Raw genomic sequence first — 20,138 nt, 5'->3', positions numbered from 1 at the left:
TATGGTGAGCGCACGCGATCTTTGGACCGGGGGGGGCTGCCAAATGACAACGCACACAGGTTACCTGCTGATTGCCGACATTACCGGCTACACTCAGTTTCTGACATCTTCGGAAATGGACCATGCCAATCCCATTCTGCAATCCCTTCTTAGCGTTTTGCTCGAGCAGGTCGGAGATCCGCTGCACTTCTGGAAAACCGAAGGCGATGCCGTTCTGGCCTATTCGACACGACAAGATTTCCCGTCAGGAGAGACATTTCTGACCATTTGCGAAAATCTCTACAACGCGTTCACCCTCAGACGGCAGGATATAATCGCCAACACGACATGTCCGTGTCGGGCATGCGCCAATGTCGGCGGTCTGGACCTCAAGATCATCGCCCATCACGGTCAGTTCGATGAAATGCAACTGGGGCCAGCCAAAGACATCTCCGGCGCCGATGTCATTCTTGTTCACAGATTGACCAAGACGGATGTGGCCGAGCGCACGGGCATTCGCAGCTATGCCCTGTTTAGCGAAGCGGCCGCAAAAGCCATGGATATTGGCGACATAATGGAGCCGTTTTCCCAGGATATAGAACATTTTGGTGAAGTCGGAATGAAGGTCTACGATCTGGCCAAATCATGGGAAAAGATGCGCGCTGATCGCCCGCGCGATTTTCTCGAAGAAGAAGATGGCGTGTGGACCCTGCGCTACCATTTCGATTCGCCCATAGGCCTCGTGTGGGAGGCCCTCGTTGCTCCTGAACACAAGCTGAAATGGATGAACAGCGTCAGCGACATCAAGATGGAGAACCCTTTGGGACGTCTTGGCCCGGGGTCAGGCTATCATTGCGCGCATGAAATGGCCCAGTTCTTTTATCGGGTCACGGATTGGGAACCCTTTGAGTATTTCTCCACCCGCATTCTGGACCCTGCGCGCCCCGATGTTAGCTTTCCCGAGACCTACCATCTGACGGAAACAGATACGGGTACCGAACTGCGCTACACAATGGGTATGGCAACTGATGGAGACGGTGCGCGTTCGGAAATTTCCGAACAGGAATGTTCCGCGTTTTTAGCGGATTTCTGGGCAGTGTCTTTTGCGGATATGAATGACCAACTCAGCCATTCCAAATAGCGTCGTGCGGCTTAACGTCGGGCTACAGATCTGACTGGTAGATGATCCCAGCGCTGCCTGATCAAAAGAGTAGGCTATGAAAAGCTTCACTCCATCAGTTGCGCTGAGCAAACAGTGGTGACGTCATCGCGGCACGCAAGCCAAGTTCGGTGGATGCGACCTGCCAGCACAAATCAGTAGATTTAACCGTTAAGCCATCGCCGACACTCTATGCGTCGAAGTTCCAGATGTCGCGCTGTACCTTCCAGCCGTCGTCGCCTTTTCGGAAGTAGAGAACGTACTTCCCAGCAAGTTTTTGCCCTCCCATCGAGCCCGTCAGGGTTCCCATAGTAACGGCACAATCTCCGCCGACATGGGCATCGGTCAGATTGGCCACAACATTACTCAGGCCGCCGTCAATAGCTGCCTGCCAATATTCCCGAATGGCTGTATGACCTGTCATTATCGGCGCACCCGGCGGCATGGCCGCGCCATCTTCAGCATAGGGTGCTGTCGCCTTACCTGCGTCCTTTGAATTGATCCCCTCGATGATAGCCGCGTCGAGTGCTTTTACAGTATCAATATCCGACATTGTTTACTCCCGAGTTTTTACTGGTGCCCTCAGGTTATCACAGGAGATCGGGTTGACGTTCATCTCTGGTGTTCAACCTTCGACGCCGCATCGCCGCAAGTCTGGACCGAGGCCTTAGTGACTATCTCTTGTCCTCAGTTGGGAGAGCATTGGGCAGGATATGTTTCCGCTATCGCAGTTAGCAGTAAGTTCATTCAACGCCGCTTCCAGAACTGTTAACTCCTTGATCTTACGACGCACATTGGAGACATGACGCTCTGCCATCTCCTTCACGGTTTGGCAGTCTGCACCACTGCTTTCTGACAGGTCGAGCAGCGTCTTCGCGTCTGCAAGTGGGAATCCTAAATCCCGGCACTTTCTCAAAAAACGCAACCTTCCAACATCACGTTGTGAGTAGAGACGGCGATTGTTGGAGGCGCGCTCGGGTTTGGGCACAATTCCTTCGCGTTCATAATAGCGGATGGTTTCAATACCTACTCCACTTTGCCGGGAAGCCTCTCCAATCGCAATCATATGAAATTGTCCTGCTTGATCCTGTAGTGGCTACAGGATTTATACACCGCTTGGGTCATCACTGCAAAGCCGTGCCGTGAAGACCAGTGGAGAAGAAGAATGCAGAAATACCTTGGCCTCAGTTATTTAGGATCGGTTTCAGCGCTTGGCGTGGCGACCTGCTGTGTTCTACCCATGGCCATGATGTTGCTCGGGTTGGGCGGCAGTTGGCTGGCAATATTCGGGAATATTGCGGCAGCAAGTTTTTATGTACTGACAATATCGACTGCGCTGGTCGCGTTGTCCTGATCGGTATCGCATCGACGCAGATCAATTGGGCGGCTGAAATGGTGGCTTGCCGGAAGCACAGCAATGACCGGACTGGCATGGGTCATCGTGTTCAATGAGGCTCGGATCAACGACTATCTGATTATGCAGATGTGAGATTATGACGGATCAAAACGTGGTGCTTGAAAGCACATTGACGTGTCCCAAATGCGGACATGCCGAGACCGAGGAAATGCCGACAAACGCCTGCCAGTGGTTCTATAAGTGCAAAGCGTGCGAGACAGTATTGAAACCGCTCGAGGGCGACTGTTGCGTATACTGCTCCTATGCCACCGTTCCGTGCCCGCCAATTCAGACGGGCGATAGTTGTTGCGGTTGAGTTAAGGGGCAGGTTTGTTGCGCGATGAGTGAGTTCATCAGCTTCAAAATCTCGCACCGGAGGCGAACGTCCGAATTGCGGGCTGCACTGGCAAAATCTATTTGCACGTTCAGTGTCAAATATGGGCCAACATTGATTATCCATTCTTCAGCGATGACCAAGATGCTGCGCCGTCTTGGACGGCAGGTGCGAGTCTGAAGAAGATGACAGAATACCAACAACTAATGCCCATCTGGCGTCATTTCCGGGCATTCAGTTCCTGTGCCTGAACTACGTTGCTCGGAACAAATTCGTTGTCTACCATATGTATTGACGCGCGAAATTGGGATCTTTGTGACTATGTCTATTCAGTCAGGCTATCTGCTCATCGCCGATATCACCGGTTACACTGGATACTTGACCCGGTCAGAGTTGGAACACGCCAACCCGATCATCCATTCTTTGCTGGAAGCAATTGTGATGGAATTGAAGGACCCAATGAAGTTGCGGGGCCTCGAGGGTGACGCCGTTCTCGCTTATTCGAGTGGGCCATTCCCTTCTGGCGAAACTTTCCTCAATATATGTGAAAGCCTTTATCGGGCGTTCGCCGAACGTCGACGGAACATTGTGCAAAACACGACTTGCCCCTGCAACGCGTGCCGCAACGTAGCCGATCTCGATCTAAAGATCCTTGCGCATCACGGAAAATTTGAAGAACTATCGATCGGACCGATGAAGGACATTTCCGGTGCTGACGTCATACTCGTGCATCGTATGGCGAAGACTGATGTGAAGGAGGATACTGGTATCCTCAGCTACGCCCTGTTCTCAGAAGACGCGTTCCGGGCAATGGGCATCGAGTCTGACCTCATGCAATACAGCGCTCAGTTCGAGCACTTTGGCGACGTGCCGATGCGGGTCTACGACCTTGCTGCGGCCTGGGAACGATACCGGGAAGTCGCCGGACCCGTCCGCGTTACCGACGAGGATGCCGTGTTCACAACCCGGCACACAATAGACGCGCCACCGGTAGTGGTTTGGGAAATGCTCACAGAGCCGCGGCTCAAGATGCGCTGGATGATGTTGAAAGACGCCTATCGGGAAGGGGATGCATCGCGCACTTCGGTCGGCGTTCGTTTGCACTGCATTCATGAAGCCGCTCACTTTCAGATGCTGATCGTCGACTGGCATCCATTCGATTACGTGACTGATATTCTACACAATTCGTCTATTGAGGGTCTTACTAATTTTGAGACCTATGAGTTAGTCCCTGTAGATGAAGGCACCGAGATCGTGTTTCGAATGGGGCGGCTTACTGATGCCGAGGGAACACATCATCCCGAGGAGGAAACAGCGGTGATCGAATTATTCGAGAATTTTTATCCAGTGGCTTTCGGTATTCTCGACGAGATGGCATTGGAGGCTCGTCAAAAGAGTCAGGAACAGTAAAGATGGGTATTTAGAGGCGACACTGCCGCTAAATGAGCTGAGGGCATCACACGATGCATCGAAGTAGGTGGGACCTTTACGATCGGGGTTGTTCGCTTCAAATCAGAATGGGCTTGGAGCTTTTTAGATGGCCGCAATGGCTTTCACGCGAACCTCGCGGTATTGAGCAGCCACTTCTGCTTTGTTAGTCAGATCGTTATTTCGAGTTGCCTTCGGCTTTGCTCCTGCAGCGAATGGCGGCAACGCGGGCTGCGGTAGCAGCATTGCGACCTGCCGCTGGATGTCGGCAGTGAGCCGTACTAACCATAAACAATGGCGGTAATACGCCCGTTCGTGCGTCGCGCAGTATCAGTCGCTTTGGGCTCTCTTCCAACCTTCTTTGCATGCAGGATCAATGGCCGCTAGCAGGTAATGGAAAACAGTGTCGATACCATCGAGGTGGGGCTCAATGGATTGAGTTTCGTCGAATGCTACAAACTTCACATCGATCAGCATTGGGTGATCTAAACCGGACGGCCTGCGCCCAAGCGACACGACTTCACACACAGTTTCTTCGCCCAGCAATGCCGCAAGTACCGATGAACCCACCATCCCCGTCGCACCGGTCAGCAGGACACGTCCAAGTGGTCGAGATGTCTTGTCAGGCAGACTGGGCACGGCGCTCTGCCTCGGCTTTCAAGCCGCGATTGAAAGCTTGGTAACCTTCGACATACATTTTTGCCAAGCGCCCGCCCATCAGGAATGTGATGCCCCCCATGATTTCATCGGATTGTACGAAGCGGGTTTTGCCACCCACCAACGGCTCAACACAAAAGTGGTGGTTATCGCGAATGCCACCCGGCCCCTTTTCAGCCCAGAAAAACTCCGTCCCCTCCACGACCGAGATCGTGTGATCCAAGGTGGTCAGTTTCTCCTTTGATGAATCAAGCTGAAAGTCGACGGTAATTGTCGATCCATCCTTGATTTCTCCCTTGATACCCACAAGGAACACAGCCCAGTCCTTGTAGTTTGCCGTGTCGGTCAGAACCGCCCAGACCAAGTCCGCCGGCGCATCGATTAAAATGTCTGTGTGGATTTTGTGATGTGAGAGGTTCACTTTTTCCGATGATCCGGTTTCCATGACTGTCCTTCCGTTGCGGTCTCAAGCGTTCTGTGGCGAGACGCGATCCCCGCCCTGAATTGTGATCCGCCCAAAACGATCCCGCCTGCGCTTGGATCGAAAAAGGTAGGTCGAGATGATGATGTAATTGACGCATTCCTGGACGAAGTTCCGGTAGCGATCCGGATTTTCCAACATGTCAAAGGTTTGCACAGCGCACATGGTGGCGAGCGCGGTGAACATGACCAGCATGGCAATTGGAGTGAATTTCCAGCGCAGGACGTAACCGGCCAGAAACGTGGCACCGGATGCGGTGATCAGGACCCAGTGGAGGGTTTGCATGCCCAGTGGGAACGTTGCGTTTTGCAATGGCATGAGCGGAGCCAGCCCGGTGAAGTATTCAAAAAACCCGAGAAAACCCCAGCCCAGCATGATACCCGAGGCGAGTACGATCAGATACTCGAACCCCTGCGAGAAGCGATCCATGAACCTGTTCATCCCCATCCCTCAGATCGCAAATGTCTGGCCGGTCATCTCTTCCGAGAGACGCCACAAACGTTTGGCCAAATCGTGGTCTTCGCAAATTGGATTGCGGATCGCGACTCCAGTCTTCCCGCTCATCTCTTCTGGGCCAGTAGGCCCGTAGTATTCGCCGCCTTTGACTTGATCCGACAAAGCGGCGGACAGAGACGGCTTCGCAGCGTCTTCATTGGAGTGCAGAAGTTGTTCGACTTGTGCCTTCATCACAGCGCGCGTTGCTTCGTCCAAATCGTTGAACAGACCGGAGTCTGATCCGCCCGGATGCACAGTCAGCGACTTCAGTAGCTTGCCCGAAGCCTTAAGGCGACGGTCCAGTTCGTCGCCGAACAATAGGCAGGCGAGCTTTGATTGACCGTAAGCAACGCCGCCATCTTGGTCACATGTCAGATCGTCAAAGTGAATGTTCGCATTCTTGTGGGCAATACTGGAGAGTGAGACGATCCGCGATGCGGGGTCGTCCGGGAACATGTCGATCAGAAGCGCAGTCAGCAGGAAGTGGCCCAAGTGGTTGGTTGCGAACTGCAACCCGACGCCATGTGCATTCGTTTGAGCGGAGCACAGCAAGATACCCGCGTTGTTTATCAGCACATCCAGCTTGGAGTACCTATTGCGGAATGCATCGGCGAACGCACGAACAGAAGTCACATCGCTCAGGTCCAGCACGAGAATGTCGAGTGATGCAGAAGGGATCCGCGCGAGAACGTTTACTTTGGCGGCTTCGGCTTTTTCAAGGCTGCGGCACGCCATGACGACGTGGAAACCTGCTTCGGACATCCCGACCGTTGTTTCAAACCCGATGCCATTGTTTGCACCGGTGACGATCGCGACTTTTTCAGATTGTTTGGGCATCTCGCATCCTGACAAGCTGACATATTATGGGTGATTGTCAATATTGACACAAGGCATCTATTTGTCAATATGTAAATCATGAAAGAACGCCACGACTACATCCTCGAAGCCGCGAAACGGCTTTTTCTTCGCTACGGCGTGAAGCGCACGGGCATGAACGATATCGCCAAAGAAGCGGGGATTTCACGGCAAACGCTCTACAAGGCATTCGCGAACAAGGATGAGGTGTTACGGGCCACGATCCGTTCGCTGGCAGACAGGGTCGTTCTTGATATCGAGAGCGATCTTGGAAAAGCTGATGGCCTTGGTGCGCAACTTGATGTGGTCTTCAAATACGCCGTCATCGAGCATTATGACTTCTTGCAGTCATCGCCCAACGCCGAGGACATCATCGCTGGCGTTACCTCGACAAGTCAGAAAGAGTTGGAGGCCGGCGCAAAACGAAACACCGAGATCATCATACGTGTCCTGAAGCCGTATTCAGGTGCGATTGAAAGCTGCGATCTGACTGTTGAGCAGTACGCAGACTTCATTCAGCGCTCCTCAACAGCGGCCAAGTACAGCGCAAAGAGTAAAAAACACTTACTCGAATTATTGTCCGCTTTGCGAGTGTCGGCGTTGAAAGTCACCGACAGCTTTTAGACCAGCTCGGCCCATAACGGATTGTCAGCAGCCTTTAGCATTACTGCGGTCGCATCCGCAAAGTCGCCATTCGCTGCGATGGCAAAAAGCAAAGCTAAACGTCACCGATAATCCGGCAGGACGGAAACCGGCTTCACTTCACTACGCCGAAACACGCCAGGTGCGCCTGGCTCGTTCCATCGAAATAAAGTGATGTGCCAAAGACCCGGACGCCTTCGTGAAGGGTCAATCAATCCGATATGCCCATCTGTTCTGAACCGATCAGCAGCGAGCCATGAGGACGGTTCTCCGCCCGCAGCTAGGAGTTTGCGCCAGGGTTGACTGGCGAGCGCATAAATATTTGCGGCTTCGGGTCTGCGCAGATCGAACAACGCACATCGTTCCACCTCGAAGGTCAGCACAACCCGCGGGCGATCATCCTTCCTGACGTCCTGACCAATAGCGACTTTTGCGCTTTCGACATCAGGGCTCAGATACAAAGCGTCCTGCCCCCGGCGATTGAACCGGGCCGGTGGGCGATCCGGTGCGCCGCGCATGAGGTGAACGTCTGGGTCATCGGCCCAAACAATCTTTACGAATTCTCCTGAAACTTCTGTCAGCATAACCGGTGGCACTGATCGTTTGCGCGTCGCGTTATAGGAAAGACGCAAGGCGGCAGGGGTTTTCCTAGAAAAGAGAAGACTCATGATATCTTGATTGAAATCACTTACTCATGTTTCCTCTCACTGTGTTGCATTTCCAAAGGCCTCTCGCATGACGGCTCCAAAGATCGCCCTCCTTGGCGCAATTCTCGAGTCAAATCGCTTTGCACCCCCGGCTGATTTGTCAGACTTTAAGTCTCTGACATGGCTTTCAGGCGATGCTTTGATGTCTGAAGCCAGATCCGCGACACCAAAGCTGGCAATAGAATTTGCAGCCTTTGTCCGGGCGATGGATGCTACGGGCGACTGGACGCCGGTACCCTGTATCTTGGCAGCCAGCCATCCCGCAGGTCCAGTACGAAAAACCGTGATCGAAGAGATCATAGTGACTTCGGAAGACATGCTTCGCTCAGCTGGCCCTGTTGACGCAGTCTACATCTGCAATCACGGCGCGATGGTGGCTGAACATGACCACGACCCCGACGGTTTGTTGATGTCACGCATTCGGAGAGTTGTCGGACCGGACGTACCTGTCGTTGCGACACTCGATCTGCATGCAAATATCTCACAACGGATGGTCGATGCCTGCGATCTGATCGTCGGCTATCGGACCAATCCTCACGTCGATCAGATAGAACGTGGCGAGGAAGCCGCCTTTTCGCTGCGCCGAGTTTTGGCGTCGGGCGTCCGGCCCCAAACCGCGCATGTCAAACTGCCTCTTGTTCCGGCATCCGTGACCCTGCTAAGTGCCGAGCACCCATATGGCACGCTGATCGACTACGGTCAGCGACGACAAGCCGAAAGTCGAGGCGAGATCGTCAACGTATCAATCTTCGGCAATTTCCTTTTCTCAGACACACCTGACAACGGTTTGAGCATCGTTGTCACCGCGCGTGAAGACGAGAACGCGGCCAAGGCATTGGCGACGGAACTGGCGGACATGGCCTGGTCTTTGAGAACGGATTTTGTCCGGCAACTTTCATCTGTCTCGGACGCGATCTCGATCTCCTCCGAGCGAGCACGTGCACCTGTAATATTCTCCGATGCCGGCGATAACCCTGGCGGCGGCGGCAGTGGCAGGACGACAGAACTGTTAGCCGCTCTTCACGCGGCAAAAGCCGAGGAATGTCTGTTCGGTTCCTTTTGCGATCCGGAACTTGCGAACCAAGCCCACCGTATCGGTGTCGGTGGCAAATTTAGGGCACAATTCAACCGGTCTTGCGATCCGAACGCTTCCTGGGCGCAATGGGATGTGCCTTTTGAGGCGGATGCAGAGGTCTTGGGTCTCCACAATGGCGATGTGGTTGGTGAACTGGGCATGACGGCCGGTCGGAGATTGGCCCCGGGGCCATCCGCCGCGCTACTTATTGGCGGCATCACCGTGGTTGTGATAACCGATCGCACGCAGACTGCCGACCCCGTGTTCTTTCACATGTTCGGACTGGATATTGCGTCGGCCCGGACCGTTGTTGTGAAATCCCGAGGTCATTTTCGGGCCGGTTTCTCCAATTGGTTTGCTCCAAACCAGGTATTTGAGGTCGACACGGGTGGACTTACGTCGCCAGTTCACGACCGCTGGCCGTTTGCGAATTTGCCACGACCGAACTTTCCGATGGACGTCGACACCTCGTGGTCGGCTAAGATGCTGCGCTAGACGGGCTCTGAGTACTTGTCATGCGGCGTCGTCAACTTGACAAATTGCATGAACTGGCGGGCAAGCTGAGAAGGCGGTCGGCCTGATGGTAGAACGAAGCTGGTGTCATAAAAGATGGCGGCGTCAAATGGCCTGACGACAACACCTTCCATCCCCGTCGACAACAATGGGAACGGGTTGATGAGCGTCACGCCCAAACCCTCGCGGACAAGCTCCAGAGCGGCCATGTTCGTTGCCGTTTCGGCGACTTGTTTTGGACGAATTCCGGCGCGCGCAAAGATCTTTTCGGTGATCGCTCGCGTCCCCAGCCTTCGCAGAAACTCGATCAGCGCGACGCCTTCTAGGTCGTGCGGCGTTACCACTCGTTTTTCCGATAGCGGATGGTTGTTCGGCATGGCGCAGACCACCTGACTGCGGCGCCATGGCATTAGGTGAACACCCGTTCGTTGGATCATCGCACTCGTCAAACCAAGGTCATAGCGGAGGTCGAGAATGCCGGCGACCAGCACGTCTGTGGCCTGAATATCCAATTGAAGCTGCTTTCCTTCATTCTTCTTGAGAAAACTGGCGACCCTGGAGATGACAAAGTGATGCGCCAGTGTCGGCGGCACGATCAGGCGCAACGGCTCGTTATCCGGAGTAGCCCATTCTGCGCCCTCGATATCGGCAAGCGTCTCGAAGATTGGGTCCAGTTTTTCGTTGAGGCGCAACGCTTCGTCGGTTGGGTCAATTCGTCCAGACCGGCGGAGAAACAGCGACCGTCCAACTCGGGCCTCGAGTTGCGACAAGGACCGACTTACGGCAGACTGAGAAATCCCGAGACGCCGCGCGGCGCCGATGGTTGTCCCAGTCGTGATCACGGCTCTTAGCGACTCGAACTCGCGCAGTCTGTGTCTGTGTTCCGTCATGCTACATTACTCCCCCGGTACGAGCGGCTGAACATCCAAACTCTTGGATTGGTCTATGCAAAGTCGCATAGCAATAAGTATTGGCAATGATTTTTGCGGTAGCTAGCCTTTTTTAATAGGGCGCGGGATCGGCCAAAGATTCGCCCATTCACAAGCGCCAAACAAACAGGGAGTCTTTTTGATGAGGAAACTCACATCTGCGACAGCCGTCGCCGTCAGCATTTTGGCTTTCGGCGCCGGTGCTGTTTCGGCCGAAAAACTAACGATCGGCCTCGCTTCGGAGCCGACGTCGCTCGATCCGCATTTTCACAACCTGGGTCCGAACAACGCAATGTCCGTGCACATCTTTGACCGGCTGATCGCGCAGGATGAAAATCAGCGCCTATCGCCGGATCTTGCCGTGTCATGGGAGCCGATTGATGAACTAACTTGGGAATTCAAGCTGCGTGAAGGCGTTAAGTTTCACGATGGAAGCGACTTTACGGCAGACGATGTAGTCTGCACCATGGCGCGCGCGCCAGACGTACCGAACTCTCCATCGGGATACGGCACCTATCTAAAGGGTAAGGAAGTCGTCAAGATCGATGACTACACGGTGCACTTCAAAACGACCGCACCTTATCCGTTGATGGGCAATGACATTTCCACGATCCCTGTGATCTCAGAAGTGGGCTGCGAAGCAACGACGGAGGACTTCAACGCGGGTACGGCAGCCATTGGCACAGGGCCGTTCAAGTTCCAAAGTTACACGCCGGGTGAAAGCATCGTACTGGTACGGAACGACGACTACTGGGGTGATGCACCGATCTGGTCCGAGGTGGAATTCCGCCCAATCACGTCCGGTCCGAGCCGTGTCGCATCGCTTCTTGCCGGTGACGTCGACATGATATCGGGCGTTCCGACGACCGATATCACAACACTTCAGGGCAACGATGATATCCAGTTGAGCCAGGGCGTGTCCAACCGAGTGATCTATCTTCACATGGACCAATTCCGCGAGGATTCACCCTTTGTGAAGGCCAACGGTGGCGGCGATATCAAGAACCCGCTCATGGATGTCCGCGTCCGTAAGGCGATCAGCATGGCGATCAACCGCGATGCAATCGTCGAGCGTGTCATGGAGGGGGTTGCGCTGCCCGCCGGCCAGCTTCTGCCCGAGGGATTCTTTGGCGTGTCCGACAATCTGGACGTGGTGGCCTATGATCCGGATGGTGCTAAAGCGCTTCTGGCTGAAGCCGGTTATCCCGATGGATTTGAAATGACAATCCATGGGCCGAATGACCGCTACATCAACGACGCCAAAATTGCCGAGGCAATTGCGCAAATGTTGACCCGTGTGGGCATCAAGACAGCCGTCGAAACCATGCCGCGTTCGGTATACTTCGGACGCGCGTCCAAAGGCAGCCCGGAGGGTCTGCCGGAGTTCAGCTTTATCCTCGTCGGATGGGGCGCAGGGTCTGGCGAAGCGTCTTCGCCTCTTAAGTCCCTGATCCACACGCATGACAAGGATGCGGGCTTTGGATCATCGAACCGAGGCCGGCACTCGGATGCCGAAACCGACGCGTTGATCGAGGAAGCCCTGCGAACAGTCGATGACGCCAAGCGACAGGAACTACTCGCGGCGGCGACGGAGCGCGCGATCGATAATGTGGCGATCATTCCGACTCACTTCCAGGTCAACACCTGGGCGGCCAAAAAAGGTCTGAGCTACATCCCTCGGACCGACGAGTACACTCTCGCGACAGGCGTCGTGAAAGAGTAACCGCAATGCATCCGGGCCGACTTCGCAGCGGCCCGGAGCCTTTGCCCAAGGAATGTCCTCATGACCGTTTTCGTCATTCGCCGATTGCTGCAAGCAATGCTTGTTGTCTTCCTGATGTCGGTGATTGTCTTTTTTGGCGTCAACATCGTTGGTGACCCGGTCTACATGCTAGTCAGCCCCGACGCGGATCAGGCTGACATCGAAGCTGCCATTCGACGGCTTGGATTGGATCGGCCTATTTGGGAACAGTACTGGTTGTTCCTCAAAGGTGCGGCACAGGGTGACCTCGGCGATAGCTTCGTCTTCGGTGAGCCCGCGCTCAAACTGATCCTGCACCATATGCCTGCCACGATGGAACTGGCCTTCAGTGCACTCTTTCTTGCTATCGTGATCGGTATTCCATTGGGTCTTTATGCCGGGCTCTATCCCGACAGCCCGCTTTCCAAAGGCATCATGGCTGGCTCGATTCTCGGTTTCTCACTGCCGACCTTCTGGGTCGGGCTTATGCTCATCATGCTGTTTGCCGTAGAACTTAGATGGCTCCCAGCGACAGGGCGCGGCGATATCGGCTCGTTTCTTGGGATTCACAGCAGCCTATTTACGCTCGATGGGTTGAGCCACATCTTCCTGCCTGCTCTCAACCTGGCACTTCTTAAGATTTCACTGGCAATCCGCCTTACCCGAGCAGGTGTCCGTGAAGCGATGGGGCAGGATTACGTGAAATATGCCCGGGCCAAAGGGCTTTCGACCCGACGCATCATTCTGGTGCATGTGATGAAGAACATCATGATCCCGGTAGTGACCGTCATGGGCCTCGAATTCGGCAGTTTGATTGGGTTCTCGGTGGTGACTGAATCGATCTTCGCATGGCCCGGGATGGGCAAACTGCTGATCGACGCAATACTGCAATTGGATCGGCCCGTCGTCGTCGCCTATCTGATGATCATCGTACTGTTCTTCGTGCTGATCAATCTGATCGTCGACATACTCTACTCGATCCTCGACCCGAGGGTTCGTTTGCAGGATCAGGGCGCATGACCGACACCGTCACAGATCATTCGCTGACCCCCGCCAAGTCCCCTAAAGTCGAGACGCCGTTCCAGCGTTTTCGGGCCGAGTTCTTCGAAAGCAGGATCGCGACAGCGGCGCTTGGCATATTCCTGATCATCGTTCTGCTGGCCATCCTGGCACCCTGGATCACGCCGCAGAACCCCTACGATCTTGGTCAGGTCAGCGTCATGGATGGGCGCTTGCCTCCGGGTTCCGAAGCATTCGACGGATACACCATGTGGCTCGGTTCGGACGGGTCTGGACGCGATCTCTACTCGGCAATTCTCTATGGCTTGCGTATTTCTCTGACCGTTGGGCTTGCTTCTGGAGTGATTGCCCTTCTGATCGGTATGGCGATCGGTCTGGTCGCGGCCTACGCCGGTGGCCGGACCGAAGCGTTCATCATGCGCATCGTGGATCTTCAACTGTCGTTCCCGGCATCGCTGGTTGCGCTGATGATGGTTGCGGCACTTGGTAAGGGTGTCGACAAGATCATCCTCGCCCTCGTGATCGCGCAATGGGCCTACTACGCCCGCACGGTTCGCGCGACCGCGCTTGTCGAGCGTGGCAAGGAGTATGTCGAAGCCGCGCAATGCCTTGGAATATCGCGACCCCGGATCGTCTTTCGCCATATCCTTCCGAATTGCATGGCTCCTCTGATCGTCGTCGGCACGGTGCAAACCGCCAGCGCGATCTCATTGGAAGCGACGCTTTCGTTCCTTGGCGTAGGCCTTCCACAGACTGAACCGTCGATTGGGGTGCTGATCGCTAATGGCTTCGAGTACATGCTATCCGGGCGCTACTGGATATCCGTTTTCCCCGGCGTCGCGCTCTTGCTGACGGTCGTGTCCATCAACCTTGTGGGCGACCATTTGCGCGATGTTTTGAACCCGAGGTTGAAGAAATGACGGCAGTACTCGAAGTCAGCGGGCTGAAGACCCACTTCTTCACACACGCGGGTGCGGTCAAGGCCGTGGACGGTGTGGACTTCACCGTTTCCAAAGGCGAGGTCATGGGGCTGGTGGGTGAGTCCGGGTCAGGCAAGTCGATCACCGGGTTTTCCATCCTCGGGCTGATCGATCCCCCCGGGCGCATCGTCAAAGGGTCAATACGATTCAACGGTGAAGAGATCGCGAACGCGCCGGAAGAGCGACTTAAGGCCTTGCGTGGCAACCGGATCTCGATGATCTTTCAGGATCCGATGATGACGCTCAACCCGGTCCTGCGCGTCGATACACAGATGATCGAAGCCATTCTCGCCCATGAAAACGTCAGCCGCCAAACAGCCTGGGAAAGAAGCCGCGATGCGCTTGGTTTGGTCGGCATCCCATCGCCGGAAGAACGTTTGCAGGCCTATCCGCATCAGCTTTCCGGTGGGATGCGGCAGCGCGTGGCGATTGCGACAGCTTTCCTGAACCAGCCGGACCTCATCATTGCCGACGAGCCGACAACCGCACTCGACGTGACAATTCAGGCGCAGATCATCCACGAGGCGCAGAAGCTGACGAAACGCACAGGTACCGCCATGATCTGGATCACGCATGACCTAGCCGTTGTTGCAGGGCTCGCGGACCGGATTTCGGTCATGTATGCCGGACGGATCGTTGAGCAAGGCGGTATCGACGATGTTATCGACCGTCCGTTGCATCCCTATACGGTTGGGCTCCTCGGATCGGTTCCGACGGCGAACCGGCGCGGGCAACGATTGTTCCAGATCGAAGGGATGACGCCAAACATGCTCGCCCTGCCTGAAGGATGCGCCTTTGGCCCGCGTTGTCAGGCCCGAACGGCAGCGTGTTCCAAGCGACCCCCGATAGAGGACGTAGACGGTCGCCGCCTTCGCTGTTTCAACCCGCAACGCGCGGAGGAGAAGGCATCATGACAGAACCGCTCGTCGAAATCCGCGGCGTTTCCAAGCGCTTCACTAAGCGTTTGGACGTCGCGGGGAAAATCGCGCAGCGACTTGGCGCGAATATCCGGGAAGAAACGGTCCATGCTGTCGATAACGTGAACCTGTCGATTCAAAAGGGTGAGGTTCTGGGATTGGTCGGCGAATCCGGCTGCGGCAAGTCCACTTTGGGACGTGTTGTTGCCGGCATTCACCCTGCAAGTGACGGACAGATGTTCTACGAAGGCAAAGATGTTGCGACGTTGAACGGCGCCGACAAACGCGCGGCGACCCTCGCAATTCAGATGATCTTTCAGGACCCCTTTGCCAGCCTAAATCCGCGTATGCGCGTCGAAGATATCATCGGCGAAGCACCGCGTATGCATGGGATCGTCAGCAAGACAGAGAGTGCGGACTACGTAGACGACGTTATGCGCAAGGTCGGCCTCGACCCGTCGCTTAAGCGGCGTTACGCGCATCAGTTTTCCGGCGGGCAAAGGCAGCGGATCGGGATCGCCCGTGCGCTCGCCGTGAAGCCGAAGTTCCTTGTCTGCGACGAAGCCATCGCTGCGCTGGACGTATCGATCCAGGCGCAGGTCATCAACTTGTTCATGGATCTGCGCGAGGAGCTGGGCCTGACCTATCTGTTCATCAGCCATGACCTGAGCGTCGTCGAACACATCGCCGACCGCGTGGCGATAATGTATCTGGGCCGCATTGTCGAGAGCGCCTCGACTGAGGAAATTTTTTCTAACCCACGCCATCCCTACACGAAAGCGCTGCTTGCAGAGGCTCCGCGCCTTGATCAGCGCCGGCGTGAGTTTGCCCCGATTGAGGGGGAAATTCCGTCGCCGCTCGATCCGCCATCTGGATGTACTTTTCATCCGCGTTGCCCGGTGGCGACAGCTGAGTGCCGCACCACCGTTCCTGAACTGAAAGCCGGGCGCGGCGGGCGCGAAACAGCCTGCCTGCTGGAACACGCCGAAACCGTTTGAACGAGAAGCTGGAGAGCCCCTTGAAAAACGCCGATCCGATCTGGGACCACGTTGACCGCCATCGTGATGATTTTATCGCATTGTCAGACCGCGTCTTTGACACGCCCGAGACGCTTTACGCCGAGTACAAGTCCGTCGCTGAGCATGTGCAAATGTTACGCGCTCAGGGGTTCAAGATAACAGAGAATGCAGCTGGCATTCCTACGGCCGTGATTGGCGAAGCGGGAGACGAGGGGCCGGTGATCGCCATCCTCGGCGAGTTCGATGCGCTGCCATATCTGAGCCAGGCGCCAGGTGTGGCTGAACATCAGCCGATTGAAGAGGGCGGCAACGGGCATGGGTGTGGTCACAATCTGCTGGGCGCTGCCGCACTCTTGGCCGCGACGGCTGTGAAAGACTGGCTGGCCGAAAACGGCATCAAGGGGCGCGTGCGGTACTATGGCTGTCCGGCTGAAGAAGGGGGCGCGGCCAAGACGTACATGGTGCGCGAAGGACTGTTCGATGATGTCGACGCGGCCATCTCCTGGCATCCAGCGACCTTCACAGGCGTGAATGAGGCCAGATCGCTCGCGAACACCCGGATCGATTTCACTTTTCATGGAAAAGCTGCCCATGCTGCTGGCGCGCCTGAATTAGGCCGGTCCGCGCTTGATGCGGTTGAACTGATGAACATCGGCGTGAATTATCTGCGCGAGCACATGCCCGACAGCGCCCGGGTGCACTACGCCTATCTCGACGCAGGTGGCGTTGCGCCGAATGTGGTGCAGGCCAAGGCCACAGTGCGCCAACTCGTCCGTGCCAGCTCGCTACCGGACCTCGCCGATTTGGTTACGCGCGTCCGAAAGATCGCGGACGGCGCGGCGCTGATGACAGGAACGCAAGTTACCAGCCAGGTTTTTTCCGGCGTTTCAAACCTGCTTGGCAACCGTCCTTTGGAAGAAACCATGCAGCACGAGCTAGAGAAACTCGGACCCGTCGCCTTTGACGAGGCAGACCTCAGCTTTGCCCGCGAGATTCAGACTACATTGACCAAGGCTGACATCAACACGACCTTCAAGCGGATCGGAGCCAAGCCGAAAAAGGATCTCGCACTATGCGACTTCATCGCACCTCTTGATCGCCACAGCGATGGTGGCGAAGGCTCAACAGATGTGGGGGATGTGAGTTGGGCAGTCCCAACCGTTCAGGCACGAGTTGCGACCTGTGCAATAGGAACGCCGTTTCATACGTGGCAAACAGTGGCACAAGGCAAGGCGCCCGCGGCTCACAAAGGCATGGTCTACGCGGCAAAAGCAATGGCCGCGACAGCGTGTCGACTGGTTGAGGATCCCTCGCGCATCGAAGCTGCACGTGCGACGCATCAAGACCATCTGGGCGAAACACCTTACACTTGTCCGATCCCGGACGACGTGCGTCCACCTGTCTGAGGCAAAACAACCGTGACCCGCGCCTCTGCAATAGACAACGCCGCCCAGTTTTTCGACGCCGGTCAATTTGCAACAGAACTTAGCGAACTGGTTGCCCATGAGACGGAGAGCCAGACACAGGAAAAAGCCGCGGAGCTTCCGCGCTACCTTGAGGAAGCCCTCGTTCCGCGCCTGAGCAGACTCGGGTTCTCCTGTGAAATCTACCCGAACCCTGTGCACGATGCCGGACCGATTTTAGTTGCGGATCGCATCGAGGACGACGCGCGTCCGACAATCCTGTCCTATGGGCATGGCGACGTGATCCGCGCGCAAACGGATCAATGGCGCGACGGGCTTCACCCATTTCGATTGGTTGACGAGTGCGACCGCCTCTATGGACGGGGAACCGCCGACAACAAGGGGCAGCATCTCATCAATTTGGCGGCGCTGAGCGCTGTCATTGAGGCTCGTGGAGCGCTCGGTTTCAACATGCGCATTCTCATTGAAATGGGCGAAGAAATGGGATCACCGGGGTTGTCGGAGTTTTGCGCCAAGCACAAAGACAACCTAGCCGCCGACGTCTTGATCGCATCGGACGGACCGCGCCTTCAGTCCGACACGCCTACGTTGTTCATGGGGGCAAGGGGCGGCAATTCGTTCGACCTCATCGTTGACCTTCGAGACGGTGCGCATCATTCCGGCAACTGGGGCGGTTTGCTTGCCGACCCCGCGATGATCCTTGCACAAGCCCTCTCGACGATCACCGATGTGCGGGGCCAAATCCAAATACCAGAGTGGCGGCCGACCAGCCTGACTGAAGACATCCGGGACGCCCTGCGCAACTTGCCGGTTGGCGGGGATGGCGGTCCGAAGATTGACGAAAATTGGGGAGAGGAAGGTCTGACACCGGCCGAACGCGTCTTCGGCTGGAACAGTTTTGCGGTCCTCGCAATGAAAAGCGGTGTCCCCGAGGCACCAGTCAACGCGATCTCGGGATTTGCCATAGCCGCCTGCCAGCTCCGCTTCGTTGTTGGCACTAACCAGTCCGATATCCTACCCGCTCTTCGACGCCACCTTGATGCGAGAGGTTTTGAGATCGTTCAGATCAAGTCTCACGACCGCAGCTTCTTTGATGCAACGCGAACGTCGCCCAACCATCCGTGGGTGTCTTTTGTCGCGCGTTCGCTTGAAAAAACGTGTGGGAAGCCACCCCATGTCCTGCCAAATCTCGCCGGTTCCTTGCCCAACGAGGTCTTTTCCGATGTGCTCGGCCTCCCAACGGTTTGGGTGCCGCATTCCTATTGCGGCTGTTCGCAGCACGCGCCAAACGAGCACGTGTTAAAGTCAGTTTCGCGTGACGCATTGCGCGCAATGGCCGGGCTTTTTTGGGATATTGGCGACCTTGTCAGGCCGCTCTGATCCCGCACCACAAAGGACTTCATCCGTACCTGGATCGGGCGGGTATCGCACTCCCGACTGTAAATGACCGCTTTCACGGATAGGGGGAGTTGATATCGCAAATGCAGCGAAAGTCAGCTGTCCGCCCTACATTTCAAGGCGTTTTGGCTTTTGTGCCCCAAGAGGTTGTCATCCAGGCGGGTAGTACGAGAAGAAATGCGGTCAGCAGAGAACCTGCAAGCAACATGTCGTGATACAATTGATGCGTTTGCCAACCACCGATCGAGCGTTGAAACAGTTCGATTGCGATTACAGCTGCTGCGGTCAAGTAGGCGGTAAAGATCGTGTTCTCGACTGCCCGTCGTGCAGGCGTAAGCTCGTTCCTTAACCTTTCTCGACTTGAAACTCGAAGGCGCCTTATTCTCGCGAGCAGGTTTCTTTGTAAAGGGCTTTGGTCGGGAGTTTCAGTCAGCTCTTCCGCCTTGTGCATTTCACGATACTGGGCTGTGATTAAATAAGGATCTTCCTCCGGGTCGGATGGGTTCACATCAAGGCCGCTTAAACTGCGTAGAAGCCGACGCAGATGCAAAGGCATTTCGGTAATTGCATTTTCGTAGGCATGTATCGTCCTTGCCGTACATCTAACAAGGCTGGCCATCTCCTACTTTTTGAGACCCATACTCGTTCTCAATCTAAAGAGCCTTTCACCATCATTTGGGTGAGCTTTCGAATCGTCTTTGTCTTTCACGTCGGCCCTGCCTTGCCCTGTCGCTGAGATTAGGGTCAGGATTCATAACCAATAGATGACGGTTGCTGCGAGCGCGATGGCAGAAAGGAAGACCTTTGGACAACGGTCATAGCGGGTTGCCACACGCCTCCAAACTTTGAGCCTGCCAAACATGATTTCGATGCGGTTTCGGCGTTTGTACCTACGCTTATCGTACTTGACCGGGGTCTTGCGTTGTTTACGGCCGGGGATGCTGGCGCGTATCCCTTTGTCTTTTAACGCTTCTCGAAACCAGTCGGCG

General features: G+C 55.6%; 23 protein-coding genes. 13 read left to right on the top strand and 10 right to left on the bottom strand.

The window, feature by feature from the left end; translation table 11 throughout:
* Positions 1 to 43 precede the first annotated feature (43 nt).
* Positions 44 to 1,120, top strand: coding sequence for a DUF2652 domain-containing protein (locus ACR0AA_RS19640; RefSeq protein WP_480665754.1), 1,077 nt, complete (start codon positions 44 to 46; stop codon positions 1,118 to 1,120).
* 208 nt (positions 1,121 to 1,328) lie between these two features.
* Here ACR0AA_RS19640 and ACR0AA_RS19635 read toward each other — a convergent pair whose 3' ends face one another.
* Both ACR0AA_RS19635 and ACR0AA_RS19630 read right to left on the bottom strand, forming a co-directional pair.
* A complete protein-coding gene (locus ACR0AA_RS19635) occupies positions 1,329 to 1,691 on the bottom strand; it encodes a YybH family protein (RefSeq protein ID WP_480665753.1) in 363 nt (120 codons plus the stop codon).
* Between the two features lie 114 nt (positions 1,692 to 1,805).
* Complete coding sequence (locus ACR0AA_RS19630; protein ID WP_480665752.1) at positions 1,806 to 2,204, bottom strand: MerR family transcriptional regulator; 399 nt, start codon at positions 2,202 to 2,204, stop codon at positions 1,806 to 1,808.
* A 99-nt stretch (positions 2,205 to 2,303) separates the two neighbouring features.
* Here ACR0AA_RS19630 and ACR0AA_RS19625 point away from each other — a divergent pair, with 99 nt between their 5' ends.
* From ACR0AA_RS19625 to ACR0AA_RS19615, 3 genes are all read left to right on the top strand, one after another.
* Positions 2,304 to 2,492, top strand: a complete 189-nt coding sequence (locus ACR0AA_RS19625) for a hypothetical protein (RefSeq protein ID WP_480756913.1) — start codon at positions 2,304 to 2,306, stop codon at positions 2,490 to 2,492.
* 139 nt (positions 2,493 to 2,631) lie between these two features.
* Positions 2,632 to 2,850, top strand: a complete 219-nt coding sequence (locus tag ACR0AA_RS19620; RefSeq protein WP_480756911.1) for a GDCCVxC domain-containing (seleno)protein — start codon at positions 2,632 to 2,634, stop codon at positions 2,848 to 2,850.
* Between the two features lie 339 nt (positions 2,851 to 3,189).
* Complete coding sequence (locus ACR0AA_RS19615; protein ID WP_480756909.1) at positions 3,190 to 4,278, top strand: DUF2652 domain-containing protein; 1,089 nt, start codon at positions 3,190 to 3,192, stop codon at positions 4,276 to 4,278.
* 348 nt (positions 4,279 to 4,626) lie between these two features.
* On the opposite strand, the gene ACR0AA_RS19610 is transcribed toward ACR0AA_RS19615, so the two are convergent.
* From ACR0AA_RS19610 to ACR0AA_RS19595, 4 genes are read right to left on the bottom strand one after another with little or no spacing between them, the layout of a single operon-like run.
* Positions 4,627 to 4,935 (bottom strand): NAD-dependent epimerase/dehydratase family protein, encoded by a 309-nt coding sequence (locus ACR0AA_RS19610; protein ID WP_480756907.1) that lies wholly within the window; start codon positions 4,933 to 4,935, stop codon positions 4,627 to 4,629.
* On the bottom strand, positions 4,919 to 5,398 hold the full coding sequence (locus ACR0AA_RS19605; RefSeq protein ID WP_480756905.1) for an SRPBCC domain-containing protein: 480 nt from the start codon (positions 5,396 to 5,398) through the stop codon (positions 4,919 to 4,921). The genes ACR0AA_RS19610 and ACR0AA_RS19605 overlap by 17 nt, the downstream gene beginning before the upstream one ends.
* Before the next feature lie 21 nt (positions 5,399 to 5,419).
* Positions 5,420 to 5,863, bottom strand: coding sequence for a hypothetical protein (locus tag ACR0AA_RS19600; protein ID WP_480666358.1), 444 nt, complete (start codon positions 5,861 to 5,863; stop codon positions 5,420 to 5,422).
* A 21-nt stretch (positions 5,864 to 5,884) separates the two neighbouring features.
* Positions 5,885 to 6,766: an oxidoreductase gene (locus ACR0AA_RS19595; protein WP_480756903.1), complete on the bottom strand. Its 882-nt coding sequence runs from the start codon at positions 6,764 to 6,766 to the stop codon at positions 5,885 to 5,887.
* Between the two features lie 78 nt (positions 6,767 to 6,844).
* Here ACR0AA_RS19595 and ACR0AA_RS19590 point away from each other — a divergent pair, with 78 nt between their 5' ends.
* Entirely contained in the window at positions 6,845 to 7,408 is a 564-nt protein-coding gene (locus tag ACR0AA_RS19590) for a TetR/AcrR family transcriptional regulator (protein ID WP_480666356.1), read from the top strand.
* A gap of 101 nt (positions 7,409 to 7,509) precedes the next feature.
* Here ACR0AA_RS19590 and ACR0AA_RS19585 read toward each other — a convergent pair whose 3' ends face one another.
* Positions 7,510 to 8,010, bottom strand: a complete 501-nt coding sequence (locus tag ACR0AA_RS19585) for an RES family NAD+ phosphorylase (protein ID WP_480756900.1) — start codon at positions 8,008 to 8,010, stop codon at positions 7,510 to 7,512.
* 151 nt (positions 8,011 to 8,161) lie between these two features.
* Between ACR0AA_RS19585 and ACR0AA_RS19580 the strand changes: the two genes are divergently transcribed.
* Entirely contained in the window at positions 8,162 to 9,703 is a 1,542-nt protein-coding gene (locus ACR0AA_RS19580; RefSeq protein WP_480666354.1) for a M81 family metallopeptidase, read from the top strand.
* Here ACR0AA_RS19580 and ACR0AA_RS19575 read toward each other — a convergent pair.
* Positions 9,700 to 10,611: a LysR family transcriptional regulator gene (locus ACR0AA_RS19575; RefSeq protein ID WP_480666353.1), complete on the bottom strand. Its 912-nt coding sequence runs from the start codon at positions 10,609 to 10,611 to the stop codon at positions 9,700 to 9,702. The two genes, ACR0AA_RS19580 and ACR0AA_RS19575, sit on opposite strands and share 4 nt — an antisense overlap.
* A 181-nt stretch (positions 10,612 to 10,792) precedes the next feature.
* Between ACR0AA_RS19575 and ACR0AA_RS19570 the strand changes: the two genes are divergently transcribed.
* Genes ACR0AA_RS19570 through ACR0AA_RS19540 form a run of 7 tightly spaced genes read left to right on the top strand, consistent with a single transcriptional unit; the run spans position 10,793 to position 19,131 of the window.
* On the top strand, positions 10,793 to 12,373 hold the full coding sequence (locus ACR0AA_RS19570; RefSeq protein WP_480666352.1) for an ABC transporter substrate-binding protein: 1,581 nt from the start codon (positions 10,793 to 10,795) through the stop codon (positions 12,371 to 12,373).
* A gap of 60 nt (positions 12,374 to 12,433) precedes the next feature.
* On the top strand, positions 12,434 to 13,411 hold the full coding sequence (locus ACR0AA_RS19565; protein ID WP_480486506.1) for an ABC transporter permease: 978 nt from the start codon (positions 12,434 to 12,436) through the stop codon (positions 13,409 to 13,411).
* A complete protein-coding gene (locus tag ACR0AA_RS19560; RefSeq protein ID WP_480756896.1) occupies positions 13,408 to 14,331 on the top strand; it encodes an ABC transporter permease in 924 nt (307 codons plus the stop codon). Before ACR0AA_RS19565 ends, ACR0AA_RS19560 begins: the two co-directional genes overlap by 4 nt.
* Positions 14,328 to 15,305 carry an ABC transporter ATP-binding protein gene (locus ACR0AA_RS19555; RefSeq protein ID WP_480666349.1) on the top strand — a complete coding sequence of 326 codons (978 nt, stop codon included), beginning with the start codon at positions 14,328 to 14,330 and terminating at the stop codon, positions 15,303 to 15,305. The genes ACR0AA_RS19560 and ACR0AA_RS19555 overlap by 4 nt, the downstream gene beginning before the upstream one ends.
* Entirely contained in the window at positions 15,302 to 16,306 is a 1,005-nt protein-coding gene (locus ACR0AA_RS19550) for an ABC transporter ATP-binding protein (protein WP_480666348.1), read from the top strand. Before ACR0AA_RS19555 ends, ACR0AA_RS19550 begins: the two co-directional genes overlap by 4 nt.
* A gap of 20 nt (positions 16,307 to 16,326) precedes the next feature.
* Positions 16,327 to 17,733, top strand: coding sequence for an amidohydrolase (locus ACR0AA_RS19545; protein WP_480666347.1), 1,407 nt, complete (start codon positions 16,327 to 16,329; stop codon positions 17,731 to 17,733).
* A 12-nt stretch (positions 17,734 to 17,745) separates the two neighbouring features.
* On the top strand, positions 17,746 to 19,131 hold the full coding sequence (locus ACR0AA_RS19540) for a M20 family metallopeptidase (RefSeq protein ID WP_480666345.1): 1,386 nt from the start codon (positions 17,746 to 17,748) through the stop codon (positions 19,129 to 19,131).
* 133 nt (positions 19,132 to 19,264) lie between these two features.
* Here ACR0AA_RS19540 and ACR0AA_RS19535 read toward each other — a convergent pair whose 3' ends face one another.
* Positions 19,265 to 19,768: a hypothetical protein gene (locus ACR0AA_RS19535; RefSeq protein ID WP_480666344.1), complete on the bottom strand. Its 504-nt coding sequence runs from the start codon at positions 19,766 to 19,768 to the stop codon at positions 19,265 to 19,267.
* Between the two features lie 132 nt (positions 19,769 to 19,900).
* A partial coding sequence (locus ACR0AA_RS19530; protein ID WP_480756892.1) for a transposase occupies positions 19,901 to 20,138 on the bottom strand: 238 nt, incomplete at its 5' end.

Source organism: Ruegeria sp. CE8, from assembly GCF_056537465.1.
The sequence above is the reverse complement of the archived record's forward strand: the minus strand, read 5'-3'. Positions and strand labels throughout refer to the sequence as shown.